Annotated in this window: 18 protein-coding genes and 1 tRNA gene; 12 read left to right on the forward strand and 7 right to left on the reverse strand. The window is 46.0% G+C overall.

Annotation, left to right across the window (positions count from 1 at the left end; genetic code table 11):
• Position 1: 1 nt before the first annotated feature.
• The 3 genes from ligA to tnpA all read left to right on the forward strand — a co-directional run bounded on the left by ligA (position 2) and on the right by tnpA (position 4,186).
• The gene (gene ligA / locus RN22_RS02005; protein WP_046302889.1) at positions 2 to 2,014 is read left to right on the forward strand and encodes an NAD-dependent DNA ligase LigA; all 2,013 of its coding nucleotides are present in this window, start codon (positions 2 to 4) and stop codon (positions 2,012 to 2,014) included.
• Between the two features lie 531 nt (positions 2,015 to 2,545).
• Entirely contained in the window at positions 2,546 to 3,565 is a 1,020-nt protein-coding gene (locus tag RN22_RS02010; RefSeq protein ID WP_046302890.1) for a porin, read from the forward strand.
• A 174-nt stretch (positions 3,566 to 3,739) separates the two neighbouring features.
• Positions 3,740 to 4,186, forward strand: coding sequence for an IS200/IS605 family transposase (gene tnpA / locus RN22_RS02015; RefSeq protein WP_046302891.1), 447 nt, complete (start codon positions 3,740 to 3,742; stop codon positions 4,184 to 4,186).
• Between the two features lie 120 nt (positions 4,187 to 4,306).
• Here tnpA and RN22_RS02020 read toward each other — a convergent pair whose 3' ends face one another.
• On the reverse strand, positions 4,307 to 4,993 hold the full coding sequence (locus RN22_RS02020) for a DUF2057 family protein (protein WP_046302892.1): 687 nt from the start codon (positions 4,991 to 4,993) through the stop codon (positions 4,307 to 4,309).
• A 211-nt stretch (positions 4,994 to 5,204) separates the two neighbouring features.
• On the opposite strand from RN22_RS02020, the gene gltX reads away from it, so the two are divergent.
• Positions 5,205 to 6,629 (forward strand): glutamate--tRNA ligase, encoded by a 1,425-nt coding sequence (gltX, locus tag RN22_RS02025; protein WP_046302893.1) that lies wholly within the window; start codon positions 5,205 to 5,207, stop codon positions 6,627 to 6,629.
• 58 nt (positions 6,630 to 6,687) lie between these two features.
• Here the strand turns inward: gltX and RN22_RS02030 are convergent, their stop codons facing one another.
• A complete protein-coding gene (locus RN22_RS02030) occupies positions 6,688 to 6,870 on the reverse strand; it encodes a hypothetical protein (protein ID WP_046302894.1) in 183 nt (60 codons plus the stop codon).
• Between the two features lie 566 nt (positions 6,871 to 7,436).
• On the opposite strand from RN22_RS02030, the gene RN22_RS02035 reads away from it, so the two are divergent.
• A complete protein-coding gene (locus RN22_RS02035) occupies positions 7,437 to 8,537 on the forward strand; it encodes a porin (protein ID WP_046302895.1) in 1,101 nt (366 codons plus the stop codon).
• A 128-nt stretch (positions 8,538 to 8,665) separates the two neighbouring features.
• On the opposite strand, the gene RN22_RS02040 is transcribed toward RN22_RS02035, so the two are convergent.
• Positions 8,666 to 8,741 (reverse strand) — tRNA-Arg (locus tag RN22_RS02040).
• Between the two features lie 79 nt (positions 8,742 to 8,820).
• Positions 8,821 to 9,954, reverse strand: a complete 1,134-nt coding sequence (locus RN22_RS02045; protein ID WP_046302896.1) for a flagella assembly protein FlgT — start codon at positions 9,952 to 9,954, stop codon at positions 8,821 to 8,823.
• A 200-nt stretch (positions 9,955 to 10,154) separates the two neighbouring features.
• Between RN22_RS02045 and RN22_RS02050 the strand changes: the two genes are divergently transcribed.
• On the forward strand, positions 10,155 to 10,790 hold the full coding sequence (locus RN22_RS02050) for a FlgO family outer membrane protein (protein WP_046302897.1): 636 nt from the start codon (positions 10,155 to 10,157) through the stop codon (positions 10,788 to 10,790).
• Between the two features lie 13 nt (positions 10,791 to 10,803).
• Positions 10,804 to 11,232, forward strand: coding sequence for an LPP20 family lipoprotein (locus RN22_RS02055; protein WP_002537919.1), 429 nt, complete (start codon positions 10,804 to 10,806; stop codon positions 11,230 to 11,232).
• A 69-nt stretch (positions 11,233 to 11,301) separates the two neighbouring features.
• Here RN22_RS02055 and RN22_RS02060 read toward each other — a convergent pair whose 3' ends face one another.
• From RN22_RS02060 to flgA, 3 genes are all read right to left on the reverse strand, one after another.
• Positions 11,302 to 11,730 (reverse strand): flagella synthesis protein FlgN, encoded by a 429-nt coding sequence (locus tag RN22_RS02060; RefSeq protein WP_046302898.1) that lies wholly within the window; start codon positions 11,728 to 11,730, stop codon positions 11,302 to 11,304.
• A gap of 6 nt (positions 11,731 to 11,736) precedes the next feature.
• Positions 11,737 to 12,054 carry a flagellar biosynthesis anti-sigma factor FlgM gene (flgM, locus tag RN22_RS02065; protein WP_039849825.1) on the reverse strand — a complete coding sequence of 106 codons (318 nt, stop codon included), beginning with the start codon at positions 12,052 to 12,054 and terminating at the stop codon, positions 11,737 to 11,739.
• An 85-nt stretch (positions 12,055 to 12,139) separates the two neighbouring features.
• A complete protein-coding gene (flgA, locus tag RN22_RS02070) occupies positions 12,140 to 12,838 on the reverse strand; it encodes a flagellar basal body P-ring formation chaperone FlgA (RefSeq protein ID WP_046302899.1) in 699 nt (232 codons plus the stop codon).
• 132 nt (positions 12,839 to 12,970) lie between these two features.
• Between flgA and RN22_RS02075 the strand changes: the two genes are divergently transcribed.
• From RN22_RS02075 to flgD, 5 genes are all read left to right on the forward strand, one after another.
• The gene (locus tag RN22_RS02075) at positions 12,971 to 13,909 is read left to right on the forward strand and encodes a chemotaxis protein CheV (RefSeq protein WP_046302900.1); all 939 of its coding nucleotides are present in this window, start codon (positions 12,971 to 12,973) and stop codon (positions 13,907 to 13,909) included.
• 3 nt (positions 13,910 to 13,912) lie between these two features.
• Positions 13,913 to 14,740, forward strand: coding sequence for a protein-glutamate O-methyltransferase CheR (locus tag RN22_RS02080; RefSeq protein ID WP_046302901.1), 828 nt, complete (start codon positions 13,913 to 13,915; stop codon positions 14,738 to 14,740).
• Between the two features lie 198 nt (positions 14,741 to 14,938).
• Entirely contained in the window at positions 14,939 to 15,334 is a 396-nt protein-coding gene (gene flgB, locus RN22_RS02085) for a flagellar basal body rod protein FlgB (protein WP_002537909.1), read from the forward strand.
• Between the two features lie 3 nt (positions 15,335 to 15,337).
• The gene (gene flgC, locus RN22_RS02090; protein WP_002537908.1) at positions 15,338 to 15,748 is read left to right on the forward strand and encodes a flagellar basal body rod protein FlgC; all 411 of its coding nucleotides are present in this window, start codon (positions 15,338 to 15,340) and stop codon (positions 15,746 to 15,748) included.
• 17 nt (positions 15,749 to 15,765) lie between these two features.
• Positions 15,766 to 16,521 (forward strand): flagellar hook assembly protein FlgD, encoded by a 756-nt coding sequence (gene flgD, locus RN22_RS02095; protein ID WP_002537906.1) that lies wholly within the window; start codon positions 15,766 to 15,768, stop codon positions 16,519 to 16,521.
• Positions 16,522 to 16,527 lie beyond the last annotated feature (6 nt).

Consider the following 16,527-nt stretch of genomic DNA (forward strand, 5'->3'; position numbering starts at 1 on the left):
GATGACCACGGAAATTCAACAAAAACTGCAGTCGCTGAAAACGCAGCTTAACTATCACGGCCACCTTTACTACGTCGAAGACAAACCCGAACTTCCGGATGCGGAATATGACCGCATGATGCAAGAACTGCTGGCGATAGAAGCCGAGTATCCAGAGTTGATGACGGCAGATTCGCCAAGCCAGCGTGTTGGCGGTGCCCCGTTAGGTGCCTTTGAACAGGTTCGTCACGAAATTCCAATGCTGTCTCTCGACAATGCCTTCGGTGATGAAGAGCTTGAAGCATTTGAAAAGCGCATGAAGGACAGACTGAACATCTCAGGTGACTTCATCTTTAGCTGTGAGCCTAAGCTGGATGGTCTGGCAGTGAGCTTGATGTATGAGAATGGTGTTCTGGTACAAGCCGCTACCCGTGGTGACGGTGCGACAGGTGAGAACATCACTCACAATGTCCGTACCATCCGCAATGTTCCCTTGCAGCTTCAAGGGGAAGGCTGGCCTCAGCGATTGGAAGTGCGTGGCGAAGTCTTCATGCCTAAGGAAGGCTTTGAAAAACTTAACGAAAAAAACATCAAAAAAGGTGAAAAAGCATTTGCGAACCCGCGCAATGCCGCGGCTGGAAGCCTTCGTCAGCTAGACCCCAAAATTACCGCAACCCGTCCTCTTCGTTTCTATGCCTACTCAGTGGGTGTGATGTCCGAAGCGTTTGGTGATTCCCATATTGGTCGTTTAGAACAACTGAAAACCTGGGGCATCCCACTCAGTCCGGAAGTCAAAAAAGTTGAAGGCATCGAAAACGTCAAAGCCTACTATCAGGATATTGGCGCGCGTCGCAATGACTTGCCGTATGAAATTGACGGTGTGGTGATAAAAGTTGACGCCATTGATACTCAAGAGCGTTTAGGTTTCGTCGCCCGGGCACCACGCTGGGCCATTGCCTATAAGTTCCCTGCTCAGGAAGAAATCACTGTATTACAAGATGTTGAGTTTCAGGTTGGCCGTACCGGTGCTATTACGCCGGTTGCTAAACTGGAACCTGTGTTTGTCGGCGGCGTAACGGTTTCGAACGCTACATTGCATAATGCGGATGAGATTGCGCGTCTTGGCGTAAAAATTGGCGATACCGTCATTATTCGCCGTGCAGGCGATGTGATCCCACAAATCGTTAGCGTCGTGGATAGCCGTCGCCCTGATGATGCAAAAGATGTGGTTTTCCCAGATGCTTGTCCGGTTTGCCAATCTCACGTTGAACGCGTCGAAGGAGAGGCAGTTGCTCGATGTACAGGTGGTTTGATTTGCCGTGCACAACGCAAGGAGGCCATTAAGCATTTCTCTTCGCGTAAAGCCTTGGATATCGATGGGCTTGGCGACAAAATTGTTGAGCAGTTAATTGAAAAAGAACTGATCACCACACCCGCGGATTTGTTCAAGCTCACAGCGGGTCAAGTGACCATGCTCGACCGTATGGGACCAAAATCTGCACAAAACCTTGTGGATGCACTGGCAAAAGCTAAAGAAACCACACTGCCGCGCTTTATTTACTCTCTAGGCATCAGGGAAGTGGGAGAGGCAACAGCAGCAAACCTGGCTAATCACTTCTTCACCTTCGACGCGATTCGAGACGCGACAGAAGAACAGTTAGTCGAAGTGCAGGATGTGGGCGTCATTGTCGCTAAACATGTGGTGAATTTCTTTAATGAAGAGCACAACAAAGAAGTGATTGATGCCTTGCTGGAAAGTGGCATTACCTGGCCTGCCATTGAACAGCGAGACGAAAATGAACCTCAACCATTGGCGGGTAAAATTGTTGTTCTGACAGGAACCCTCTCACAAATGTCCCGCAATGATGCAAAGGCAGCCCTTCAAGCGTTAGGTGCGAAAGTGACGGGCAGCGTGTCTGCAAAAACCGATCTCTTGATTGCTGGTGAAGCCGCCGGCTCTAAGTTGGCTAAAGCCCAGCAACTTGGCATTGAAATTCTGGATGAAGACGGAATGGTGAGATTGCTGTCACGTTAATTTCATTAAATACCAATCCTCCACAAACGCCAGCATCATGCTGGCGTTTTTTTATGCCCCGCCCCTAGCGCTTTTGCGATCCAATTCAGATATTTTACGAGGTGAAATTTGACCATTAAAACGACTGGAAATTCGTTTTTATGTCTCGAAAATGAATATGTGATAACGATCTCAATACAGTGTTTTTAGTGTTTTTACAGACTGTGAAATGATCACAAGTGATTGTTTCTTAATGTTTTATGTTTTTATTTTTATGTGTTTATCTAAATAAGGGATCTCGATCACGAACATGGATGGAACTTTGCACCGAGTCATATTTTTTTAATAACAAATAAAGTTCTCGTTGATGTTTTTTCAGGTGAAAGTAGTCTGAGACTCATCGGTTGAGGGAGAGTTCAATCGGTGACAAAAAATCTAAAGCAATGAAATTGAGTCGTTTTAGAAAATTGAATAAACGAGTCATTGCTACGGCGGCCAACCATAACGGCGATGACTTGGAATTCTGAAAAATCCCTTTAGGAGTTATTTTCCATGGAAAAGATGTTTAAGCGTTCTATCGTAGCTGCTGCAGTAACTGCTGCTGCATTTGGTTCAACTTCAGTACTGGCTGAAGCAGCATTTGATATATACGGTCAAGTTGCTGTGTCTGTCGCTCAAAACGCTGTTACAGACACAACTGACGAAAACGCTGGTAAGATCGAATTTGATAACGATTCTCGAATCGGTGTTCGTGGTACAAAAGATTTCGAGCGTGGACCAAAAATCTTCTGGCAAATGGAAGGTGGTAACGTAGGTGATGATGGTTCAGGTAGCGGTTTGGGTGTTCGCGATACATACCTAGGACTGGATCTTGAAGAAGCAGGTAAAGTTCGTTTTGGTCGACTCTTGACGCCTTTCTTCGAAGTTGTTGATGGTTACACTGGTCAATCTTCAGGTGCTGGTTTTAGCATTTCTAACCCAGGTTCAATCAACTACGATCGCCAGCCAAATATGGCTCGATACGACTCTGCAAACCTGTCTGGCTTCTCTTTCTCTCTGGCAGCTGGCCGTGGTGAGGAGAGTGTAAAAGGCTCAAACGTTTATGGTGGTAGCCTTCAGTACACAGCAGGTTTCTTTACCGGTAAAGCTGGTCTAGAACAAGTTGATGACCGAGAAATCAGCGCAACTAAAGGCCGCGGTGACGCAACAGCATATGTTTTAGGTGCAAACTTTGACTTTGATGGTTTTGGTTTCCACACTGCATACGTAACTGGTGAAGTTGATCCGGAAGACAACGCGCAGACAAAAGCATCTCAGGACGCATATAAGTTTGGCGCTTACGCTGTATTCGCCGATTACTGGACTGCTAACTTCAACTATGCGCAAGCAAACGACTTCGAAAATGGTGGTGTTAAGCAAGCTGATACAGGTACGCGCGCTATTACTGCTCAGCTGATGTATAGCCTCGACCCATCAGCAGTAGTTTACGGCCGTTTGGTGCACTTAGACAAAGACGGTGCTAACCAAGATAGTGATCTGGGCTGGCGTTTCGGTCTGGAATACTACTTCTAAGCAGTACTTATATAGAACCAATAGAACCAAGCCCGGCTAGTGCCGGGCTTTTTGTTGTCAGTCTTAAACCACCCCCTATGGAGGTGGTGATCGTTTAATCGGGGCTAAGCCCGTAAAGAGCTCATTCTAGATACTGTCCTCGTTTGTTACCAGCAAATCGGAGAAGTAAATAGCATGAGCAGATATGACTCATCATCGCATGTATTTTATCGCTGTCAGTATCATATAGTTTGGACCCCGAAATACAGATTTAAAATACTGAAGGGTAATGTTGCAAAGGAGGTTTACCGATGTATCCATGTATTTTTCAGCATGAAGAAATGCCGAATAGTCGAGTTGAACGTTCAAATAGATCATGTTCAATTGGTGGTGACAACGCCTCCGAGCTTGAGCGTTTCGGAGCTAGTAGGATTTGTAAAAGGTAGAACACCGATAAAGCTGTTTGCCAAATTTCCGTACTTGAGAAAGAAGAAACTCTGGGGTAGCCACTTCTGGCAAAGGGGATACATTGTCGATTCTGTAGGAGCTAAAGAAGAGATAATTAGAAGATACGTAAGATATCAAGACAAGGTTGCCAAGGAAGAGGAGCTACGCCAAATGGAGTTAGATATAAAACATTAATGTCGACAGCCCCCTTCTAGAGGGCCGTTTCAAAGCCACCTGCACTTCAGGTGGCGTCTTACATTGTTCTTATGGTTGGCTAAATACTAATCAAATAGAAAAGCTTTTTTCAACTATGCCTTATTGCTGTTTCACGTTTTGTATTGCCCAGCTTAGGAAGTTCTTTTGCTCTTGTGAACTTGCTTGAGAAAACCAAAACTTAAGCATTTGCTCTGATTCAACGTTTCCGCTATTTTCAGTTGTTGAGCTAAAAGTTGAAGTGTCTAGGTTATTCATTTGTACAGGAGTCTTTTTTTGTACTACTGAAAAATCATCTTCCAATTTCCAGCTAGCTAAGTGATCACCTTCGTTATAAGTTCGCATTAAAGCCGAAAAATCAGTCATTAAGTCAAACCCCACAGGTAGAACATCAGATTTTACCTCTATAGGTGACCCGTTATCCTCGATAGTAAAATTAGGTTTTTTATTGAACGTCCGCCCTTCGTCAAGCGTAGTTATCCTTTTGTTAATCTTAAGATTAAGCGTGGTATCATTCGCTGTAAATGTTGCTATCATAGGAACAGATTTATACTTGGTTTTCTTACTTCCAGATTCTTGAACAATATGGGACAGCCTAAAAACCAATTGGTTATTACCATTAGGAAAAATGACGGTGTCCTTTGAATCGAACCCTAGATTAGAAAAATTTGTTTCATTTCCATTCTCCACTAACACCTGTACACCATTGGGGATTTTTACAGAGACGTCTGCGAAAACACTTGTACTGATACCTAAAACAGTTATTGCTAGGACTGATTTTTTTAACACCTTTACTCCTTACAAAGCCAATGCTAGTGCTTTTGCTGATATGTTTGGATGATTCTACTTTTGCTTCAAAAAATAAGGTAGGTATCCCGATTAAAATTGAGGGATGAAGCTAAGAAAAATATCTCCGTCAGGAATTGTGTCTGAGAAGGCCGATGATACAATAGCGCCCCAAAACACGGCTCCCACGTTTTTAGATAACTTAGGTGGTAAAATGACAGTCAAAACTCGCTTCGCTCCAAGCCCAACAGGCTTCTTGCATGTAGGTGGTGCGCGTACTGCACTATATTCCTGGCTTTGTGCAAAGCACGCAAATGGTGAGTTTGTACTTCGAATTGAAGACACTGATCTAGAGCGCTCAACCCAAGAAGCTATCGATGCCATCATCGAAGGCATGGAGTGGCTGGGACTTGATTGGGATGAAGGTCCTTACTATCAAACTAAACGCTTCGATCGATATAACGAAGTTGTAGATCAATTGCTTGCAGAAGACAAAGCATACAAATGTTATGCGCCAAAAGAACTGCTGGATGAAATCCGCGAAGAGCAAATGGAAGCAGGCGTAAAACCACGCTACGACGCAAGTCACCCAAAAGTGCTGGCTGCAAATCAAGCTGCAACGGAAGAATCTCCATTTTGTATTCGTTTCCGCAACCCGAAAGACGGCTCTGTGGTTTTTGATGACAAAATCCGTGGCCGCATCGAAATCGCAAACAGTGAGTTAGATGATCTGATTATTCGTCGAACCGATGGCAGCCCGACATACAATTTCTGTGTGGTCATTGATGACTGGGATATGGGTATTACTCAGGTTGTTCGTGGTGAAGATCACATCAACAACACTCCTCGCCAGATCAACATTTACAAAGCCATTGGTGCGGCAGTACCAGAGTTCGCACATTGCTCAATGATTCTGGGTGATGATGGCGCAAAACTCTCAAAACGCCATGGCGCAGTGAGTGTGATGCAATACCGAGATGACGGTTACCTGCCTCAAGCATTGCTGAACTATCTTGTCCGTCTTGGTTGGTCCCATGGGGATCAGGAAATCTTCTCTTTGGAGGAGATGATTAGTCTGTTTAACCTTGAATCGGTTAGTAAGTCGGCTTCTGCATTCAATACGGACAAACTGCTTTGGTTGAACAACCACTACATTAAGACGTCTGAGGCAGAGTATGTAGCGAAATACCTGCAGTGGCATCTTGATGCGAAAGAGATTGATGTTAGCAACGGTCCGGCTATCACTGATGTGATCAAGCTTGTCGGAGAGCGCTGTAACACCTTGATTGAACTAGCAGAACAATGCCGTTACTTTTACCAAGACTTCGAAGAATTTGAGGCTGGCGCTGCGAAAAAGCACCTTCGCCCTGTGGCAAAAGAGGCATTGGAACTCGCGTGCAGTAAAGCTGAGTCTCTTGAAGAGTGGAACACTGAAAATCTCCACCAACTTATTGCTGATGTTTGTTCTGAACTAGAGTTGGGTATGGGCAAAGTGGGTATGCCACTTCGTGTTGCTGTAACTGGTCAAGGTCAATCGCCATCAGTTGATGCTGTGATGAGCTTGATTGGTAAAGATCGTGTTGTCTCTCGAATCGCTCGCGCCGTTGAATTTATACGTGAGCGTGAAACTACTCTGTGATTGAACGTTAAACATCGATTCTTAAAAGAGCCCATATGATATGGGCTCTTTGTCTGTTCTAGTTTCTTGCTTCGATGATGCGCTTTTGGTTTTCAACACAAACCCAAAAATTGTTCATCGTCGCACATTGCTGCATTATCTCCTTAGGTACAGTTACTTCAGTACCATCCACTACATAAGCAGATGCATTGATGCTAAAAGCCAGTGTGATAGCAGCACCTATCGAGTAAAAATACTTCATATCAAACCTCTTCCTTTCTAACTTTATAAGTTTTGTCTTCATTATGATGCAGTTGGTGTAATACCAGCCGTCACTACAAAGTTAGAACGTGATCATGTTTTTTGTTGATTAATAAGTTAGTTGCATGAAATATTCGTGCTTTTGGTTGAGAAATGTCTGAGGCAGAGGTCCTGACTGATTTGCTCCAATGCGCACTGTTCGATGGATCTTGATCACGGATATAACCTTCATTTCCAATTTATAAGAATTTAGATGTCTGGGTTGAGGCATGTTCCTGTGCGTTTGATCTCTATGTGTGTAAGCAATCTAAATAAGAGTGCGTTTTATGTGATTTTATTATCTAGTAACCTATTGTTAAAATTGGTTTTTATAACTATTTATATGTGTCTGGTGAGGTGATTCAAACTTCATTCAGTAAGTGGTTTTTTTTTGTTTGAAATTAATTAATCTCTGCGGTGTTGATAAACGAAATCAATAAGTAGCACTGATGCTCTCTTTCTTTCGGCGGCCAACTAAAAGAAGGAGAACTCTCCATCAGAGGCACTCATTTTTATTAGGAGTTTTCCATGGACAAATTTTTTAAACGCACAGTAATTGGCTCGGCTGTAGCTGCAGCAGTTATGGCTTCAACAGCTGCAAATGCTTACGTTATCGCGCAAACTGAAGATAATTCAGTAGAGCTTTACGGTGTTGTTTCTATCTCAGCTGTAGACTATGGCACTAAAGACAGCACTTTCGCGCTAGAAAACGAATCTCGAGTCGGTTTCCGTGCGTCTCAAGCAATGAGCGATTCTGTTGAAGCATTCGTTCAGATGGAATCTGGCTGGATGGGTGATGCTGGTGCTGATATCGGTAACCGTGACACCTTTGTTGGTATGCGTGGTGATGACTGGGGTCAAGTACGCTTCGGTCGTATGTTGACACCTATGTACGAACTGGTTGACTGGCCATACAGTGCTTCAAACATGGGTACGACGTTTGACCGTGGTTGGCGTCCCGGTGAGCGTTTCCACTTTGACCGTAAGAGCCAGCAAATCCGCTTCGACTCACCAATGTTTGCAGACATGGTTAAGTTCTCCATCTCTGGTGGTAACGGTAGCGAAAATACTGAAGACTCCAAATTCTACAGTGGTAGTTTCACTATTAAACCCGTACAAATGTTGACTTTGCACGCTGCATTTGAAAATACCAATGACACGATTTTCGATTCAAAGGAAAGCAAAGTAATTATTGGTACTGACTCACAGGGTAAGGACATTGTTGTTAAACACAACGAGAATGTTGTTGGTGATACGAGCAACTGGTTTGCTGGTTTTGAGCTGCGTCCAATCGACAGTGTGATGATTGCTGCAGCATACAAATCAGGCGAGTTTGACCGCACCGGCGCAGTAACCAATGGTTACGATAAGCGCGAAATCGATGCTTACACCATCCAAGCTAACTACTATATGGGCGCAACTAACTTCCGTCTGGGTTATGCATCTCAAGACGGCGAAACTGATGGCGCGAAAGATGAGTTCCTGAAGCGTGAAACCATCACCGGTGAAGTAGGTCACAGCTTCAATTCTGTATACACCTTCCTGCGTGTAGCGCAGCAAAGTGATGCAGCAGGTAGCTACAAAGGCGAAGATACAATGATTCGTATCGGTACTGAATGGTACTTCTAATCTCTTAGAACGTTGTCTTTATCTCCAAAACGGGCCCTTGTGGCCCGTTTTTCATTTAGGGCATATGGCAAGAAATTGTATTCGATGGAGAGGGGATACGAACAAAATGGAACGCGGAGAATTAAAAATGGCGCTCCCACAGGGACTCGAACCCCGATCGATCGCTTAGGAGGCGACTGCTCTATCCTGTTGAGCTATGGGAGCGTTGGCGCTGATGTGGAGAATATCAACGCCGGATGTTTAGTATACCCAATTGTGCCGTAACGTTAAGGCTTTAAAGAAGTTACTGAGTGTATTTGGTCACCAAGTCGCCGATCTGAATGCTAGAACCCAGCTCGACAGGAGACACCGCAACTTCCGCAGAACTCTCGTAAACACGGGTCACTGACAGGCCAATGGCGCTTTTTTTCATTTGGGTACGGTGAATGCCATATTGATCAGTGAAAGAGGCGTTGTGCCATAGCGCCAGTTCATCACCATGTTTCACACCATGAATACGACCGGCATTGATTTGCCCTGTTTGACCGTTGATCGAGACGATCTCTGGGGTTGTCGCTCTACATGCCAGATTACTTTCGAGATCCAACAAAATATTGCGGCTCATTCGCTGTGCCATTTCGCCATAGGGCGAAGCCCAGAAACGAGCTGTTTTTGTATCGACTTTACTGTGTCGTTCAAACGGCCAGGTAGCGATGTCGCGGTAGATATTTTGATAAATTACCTCACCGGATTTCCCATCAATCACATCAATTGACAATGCCAGTTGACGGTTTGTCTGATCTTTTCTCAGCACTTTTTGGTCAATGGTTGCCGTCATATCAGTAATCGTGCCGACTAACAGATACTGTGCGCCAGTATCTTCCGCCACCATAGTGGCAACATCAGGCTGAGTCGGAGAAATTGAGTAAGGTGTAATACCCTGAACAACAAAGCTTTGTGCTTGGGTTTCAAATTGTCGCTGAAGCAGGACTGTGAAATCATCGCCAAATTGGAAGATGCCGCCCAACGCCGCGTGTTGTGGAGAAACAATATCGAAACGGCCCATGACCAGACCTTTCTTGTATTGATGCTTGTGGCAAGCATTTGCCGTTGGGTAAATATCGATGCGGGCTGTCAATTTCATGACGCCGCCTTTCTCCTTCGTTTCCAGAACCTGAATGTGGCGTATTTCATCACCACTGAACAGATAGTCGTTTTTCGCTTCTTTCAAGTAAGGGCGGATGCTTGTCAGCCCGGCAATATCTGCGCCGGAGAATTTTAATGCCTGATAAATCGCATCTTCCAAGGCTCTTTCTCTTGCCTGCTCTTTGCTTTCCAAAACCGTGCTAACCCCAGTCACTTCGTACCACGCAGCGTTAACAGAGGCAGATGCCAGCGCGATACAAGCGACGAGAGGCTTAAGAATTCTTTTGCGCATAACCTTGGTTTCCAATAGTAGGTATAAAAATTGCTAGACCAGATAACATCGCTGAAAAAGCGGCAAGGTGGTTAGCCAATAAAGCGAGAATATAGCCACTCAATGCAAATAATGTTCCCGAAATAGGGATGAACAGTGGACTGGGCTTTTGCCCTAGGTGTAACAGGTCAGTCCTAAATCGTGTCCGGAGCCAGACGACAATGAAAAACTGGATAGTGATATTACTCAGTCTAGCAACCGTATCTTGCGCCTATAACCCGATTTACAACGGTAAAGAACCGTATTCGGGTAGCCAGTTCCTGTTGCAGCAAACCCCAAGACACACATTGGATTACTTTATGGACGGTTTGGCGGAAGAGTTGTTGGAGACCAACAACTACCTGACTGCCAGAACGCCGATGGCGATTGTGTCTTTTGTCGATGTTGAAGAGATGGATGAAACCAACTGGCTGGGGAACTCCGTGACTGAAGGCATGATTTACCAGATGCAGCGACGCGGCTTTACTGTCATTGACTTCAAAAATACCGGCACCATCCGGGTAACCAAAGACGGCGATTTTTCACTAAGCCGAGATTGGAAAGAGTTACACCCAGAGCAGCAAATCGATTACGTGCTTACTGGCACCATGCTGCGCCAAGGTGGTGGTGTGCTGGTTAATGCCCGCATCGTTGGTATGCGTTCTCGTGTCGTGGTCGCATCGGCACAGGGCTTCCTCCCAGCGGACAGAATTGGCCGCGACATCGATACCTTACGTAAAGTTCGCATTGAAGATGGCGTGATCATCCGTGGCGATCAGCGTAAACATCCTACTGACACCATTATCTTGAAACCGTAATTCTGGAGTGAATATGAAAACTTGGCTAACTCTGGCAATGCTATTGATGTTGACCGCTTGCCAACCTATTACCACTATTCGCTCAGATGACATTTTGACAGCGGTAGGCACGGCATCAATTAGCGCACAACGTGGCGAAACGGAAGAAGAAAAACAGTTCCGTGCCATGAGAGCGTCGAAACTAGAAGCTTATAAAGAGCTGTCTGAGCAAGTGTACGGCATTCGCGTGAGTGGTTTGACCCAGGTGGAGGATCAGCAATTGGGGCAGGATAGAACCCATGGTGCATCAGATGGCATCATCCGTGCGGCAGAAGTGATTGCCAGTTACAAAGTGGGTGACAGCTATGTCACTGAGCTGCAGCTGAATCTGCGTAAAATGAAGAAGATGTCAGATTATGGTGAATCCCATCATGTGCCTAGAGATGACTCGATTATTTTCTAGAAGATAGACATTGGATAAAAAGAAAGCCGCTCAGTAGAGCGGCTTTCTTTTTGGATTCATGCTTAAGTTTCAGGCTTTAACATTAGTGCCTAGTGTTCGGCTGCCTGATGCCTGACCTTCGCTGTCATAAGTCATTTCATTTTTCCCTGCAGCTTCCTGGAACAGGTTACGAAGCTTGTGCATGCTAAGTTGAGCACGCTGAAGTGCAACACCGTTGGCGTCATTTAACTGGTGGCACTTTTCAAGGGACGTTTTGATGCTTGAGATAACCGCGATGCTTTCTTCAGAAGGTGATTGAAGCTCGGGACATTTTGCCAGTTGGGCATCTCGTAGCTGGATGTTTTGAATCAGAGTGAGTTTTTGCTTCGCGCACGCGTTTATGTCGGTTGCCTTTCGGGAGGCAATGGCCGAGGTTTCGTTTTCCATGACTTCAAGCAGCGCGTTAACATTCTCAGCTTGTGCCTGAAGAAGTTGCTCAAAAGAGAGTGCTTCAGACATGACGAATTACTTCATTCCACGAAGATCGTCTTCGTGCTTCATGATGTTTGCAGCCAGTCGGTCTGCATCCACTTTGTACGAGCCGTTAGCGATAGCGGCTTTAATTGCAGCTACCTTCGCGCTGTCAAAATGGGCTTCACTCGCCATTTGCTGATTGAGTGCGCCAATTGCGCGGCTTTCGTCACTCATAGAGAATGCATCCCCGCGATGATTGCGCACTTCGCCAGCATTACCGCTTTCGGCGGCGGTGCTTTGCGTCTTACTTTGGTTGCTTCTGTTCGTGCTCAATGGCTGACCAGAACGCAGATGATCGATACTTGCCATAATAAAGCCTTATCTCTGTCCGAACCTTCTGTTGCTCACAGTATCGGCCGCATTAATATGAACTTTAGCACTTAATTGCATTAAATTAGAATTTTACTACTACTTGACCGACTGCGGTAATTGTACCATCGACTATCCGATTGGATTTGCTGTTACGGACTTTAATTTGCTCACCGAGAGCACCGTCACTTAATGCTGTCCCTTTTGCAATAATATTCAGTCCACTACCGGACGCAGTAATAATCACCTCGTCATTACGGCAGACCATACAGATATCATTACCACTGATGGGCTCGCCAATACCGACCACGCGTTTGATGCGGGAGCCCACAATGGTTGTGCCATCTGTGTAGGTTTGTCCGCGTTGAAAGCGCGCATCGACCAGCTGCACAATCAAGTCATCGTGGGAGATCGTCATGCCCCTGTCCAAGGGACGACGAGCGACAACGACGGGGGTGAGTAGTTTAATTTGCACGGGCACATATACTTGCCAGCCATCTTCTTCACAGCTCACCATCACAGTGACACTCTTATTGAGAGATTGCCTGCCAGGAACATCTGCCTTTAATGGCGAAGGGCAGTGAGACAGCTGTAGGCGACTGTCCAGATTGCTTGCCTGAACTTCAAGCTTTCCATATTCGGGAGCGGTGATCAGAGATTCTACATGCGCTTCTGCGGCTTCTTTTACTGCATCGAGTTGACTTAATGGTGCAGCGGCTATAATTGAGCTAAAGCTATAGAGAAACGTGCCGATAAAGAGCCAGACTAATCGTTGATAACACATATGTCACATATTGGTTAGTATGGTGAATTTAGATGCAGTGATTCCTTCAATTCGCATGCCAAGAATGCGGGTGAAAACGAAGATGTTTGCTGCAATACGATAACAAAAACAGGGCAATATGGAGTTTATCTTATGTCGGGGATTCTTGATACGGTCAATCAGCGTACGCAACTGGTCGGACAAAACCGCTTAGAGCTGTTGACCTTTCGTTTGATGCGTAAGCAGCGTTACGGCATCAACGTTTTTAAAGTAAAGGAAGTACTCCAGTGCCCGAAGCTGACTTCCATGCCAAATTTACATCCGCTGGTTAAAGGTGTGGCACACATCCGCGGACAAACCATTTCAGTTATCGATATGAGTCTGGCAACAGGCGGCATGCCGATCACAGACCCAGAAAACCGCTTTATCATCATTTCAGAGTTCAACCGTTCAACGCAGGGATTCTTGGTGGGTTCAGTAGAGCGAATTGTGAATATGCACTGGGAGTCGATCTTGCCACCACCAGAAGGTACCGGCAGTTCTAACTATCTGACCGCAGTGACTGAAATCGAAGGTGAGCTGGTGGAGATTCTTGACGTAGAAAAAATTCTGAATCAGATATCGCCAGTGAACGAAGACATCAGTGAAGAAGTGCTGGCGAACAAACCTGTGTTTGAGGAAGGCGGCACAGCGCCAACTACCGTATTGGTAGCTGACGATTCAAGTGTGGCTCGTCGTCAGGTGAAGCGTGCAGTAGAAACCATTGGCTACAACGTTGTTTTGGCGCATGATGGACGAGATGCACTAGATAAATTGCAGGGCATGGCGGCGGAAGGCACCATCAATGATCTTGCACTTGTCATCTCTGATATCGAGATGCCAGAGATGGACGGTTACACCTTAACGACTGAAATCAAAAAAGATCCTAACCTCAAAGATCTTCATGTAGTATTGCACTCGTCGCTCAGTGGTGTCTTCAATGAAGCGATGGTACAGCGAGTTGGGGCAGATGCATTCATTCCGAAGTTCGACCCAGATGAACTCGGCGAAGCCGTAATGAACGCGGTGAAAGGTAAAGGTCAAGAAAACTAATCCATGACGAATATAGCGATAACAGAACAAGAGTATCGTGATTTTTGTAAGTACCTCGAAAGCAAATGTGGCATTGTTCTAGGTGATAGCAAGCAATATCTTGTTAGAAGCCGACTCAGCCCTCTGCTAACGCGATACAAGCTTGCTTCAATGACTGAACTGTTTCAGCTTGTTCTTACAAACCGTAACCGCGATCTGGCTGTCTCAGCCATTGATGCCATGACCACAAACGAAACCTTGTGGTTCAGGGATTCCTATCCGTTTGAGGTGCTCGCCAACCGTCTCTTGCCAGAAGTGGCAGAAAGCAAAAGGCCAATCAAAATTTGGTCAGCGGCAAGCTCATCCGGACAAGAACCTTATTCGATTGCCATGACCATTCAGGAAGTGCAGCAAAAGAAGCCGGGTATGTTGGGAAATGTATCGATAACAGCGACAGATATTTCTTCCACCATGCTCGAAAATTGCCGCACCGGTATTTACGACAACCTGGCATTGAGCCGAGGCCTGTCACCGGAACGCAAACGTCAGTTCTTTGAAGATGCCGGCGAAGGGCGAATGAAGGTGAAAGACACGCTCAAACGCATGGTGACCTTCAAGCCACAAAACTTGATGGAAAGCTATGGCATGCTGGGCAAGTTTGACATTATTTTTTGTCGTAACGTGTTGATTTACTTCTCACCTGACATGAAATCCAAAGTGTTGAACCAGATGGCGGGTAGCCTGAACCCAGGCGGTTATCTGTTGCTGGGTGCATCAGAATCCCTGACGGGGCTGACAGACAGATTTGATATGATCCGTTGTAACCCCGGTATCATCTATAAATTAAAGTAGGTTTTACCTACGTCTCGGAAAAGCGGCACAGAAGTTGCCGCTTTTTTTGTATCTATTGAAAAGCGCATTGCCGCTTAACAAATAGCCGGATACTACTAAGTTTATGATTTTATAGATGCTAACACCTTTGGTGAATGAGGTTTTAAAGTTGGCATCTTACTTGCAAATTATCCGGTAGAAGATTTTTGGAGGTGCCGTATGGCGATATCATTCGACAAAGCGCTTGGCGTTCATCAACACACAGTCGGTGTGCGTGCTCAAAGGGCGGAAACCCTGTCGAGCAACTTGGCAAACGCCAACACGCCGGGCTACAAAGCGCAGGATGTTGACTTCGAACGTGCGCTGCAAGCGGCAACCTCTGGGGCAAACTTTGGCCTGAGTCGTACCAACGAGCGGCATATCCCTGCCACCTCTCAGGTGAACGGCCAGAAAATGTACCGCATTCCAAACCAGCCTGATACCGGCGACGGCAACACCGTTGATGCGCAGGTAGAACGTAACCTGTTCATGCAAAACGCCCTTGAATATCAAGCGTCATTGGATTTCCTTGGCTCCAAGTTTAAAAACATGTCCAAGGCACTGAAAGGGGAATAATGGATGAGTCTGTTTAACGTATTTAATGTCACAGGTTCTGCCATGAGTGCAGAGTCCGTTCGACTCAACACCACCTCCAGTAACTTGGCAAATGCTAACTCAGTGAGCAGTTCAGCGGCAGAGACGTACAAAGCACGTCATCCTGTGTTCGCAGCAGAGCTAAACAAATACCAGCAAGGCGATAGCGTACCGGTTCGTGTTGCAGGTATTGTTGAAAGCCAAAAGCCACTGCGCGCAGAGTATAACCCTGAGCATCCAATGGCCAATGCGGAAGGCTATATTTACAAGCCCAATGTCAACGTGATGGAAGAAATGGCTAACATGATTTCAGCATCCCGTTCTTATCAAACCAACGTAGAAGTGGCAGAAGCGAGCAAACAAATGCTGATGCGCACACTACAAATGGGCAAATAAGGTAGGAGTACGGCACTATGAATCCTATTGACGGCGCAGGCGGAGCAGGTGGCGGTAGCTACATCGACCAGCTAAAAGCGCTGCAAGAAAAACAACGTGCTGAGCGTGGTGATACTGGTGAGAAAGTCACTGGCCAGACCGACCTTAAGCAAGAAGATTTTCTGTCACTGCTGACCAAGCAGTTGGCAAACCAGGATCCGTTCAAGCCTGTTGATAACGAGCAGATGATTGCACAGATGGCATCATTCGCGACCGTAGACGGCATCGGCAAAATGAACGACCAATTCGGTTCCCTGAATGCGGCCATGACATCCAGTCAAGCGCTGCAGGCATCCTCTCTGGTAGGTCAGGATGTATTGGTTCCAGGTAACGAAGGCTTCAAATCAGCGGAAGGTGGCATTGCCGGTATGGTGAAACTGCCACAGGCCCTGAACGATGTGATTGTCCGAATCCAGAACGAGCGTGGCGAGTTGCTGAGAACCTTTAGCATGGGTGCCAAGTCTCCAGGGGATCACCGTGTTGAGTGGGACGGCAAAGACGATGCTGGCAACCCACTGCCGGAAGGTAATTACAAAGTCAACGTAAGCGGCAACATTGATGGTAAGTCTCAGGATCTTGAGCTTTCCACCTACGCGAACGTCAACAGTGTTCTATTGGGGAATGGCGACGGTAACGTGATGTTGAACATCGCCGGTTACGCATCTCCGGTCAAGCTCACCGAAGTGCTTGAAGTAGGTAAATCATCCAGCCTTGGCAACGTGAGCAAGAGCTAAAAGGAC

This window comes from Grimontia sp. AD028 (assembly GCF_000973155.1).
GTDB classification, from domain to species: Bacteria; Pseudomonadota; Gammaproteobacteria; order Enterobacterales; family Vibrionaceae; genus Enterovibrio; species Enterovibrio indicus.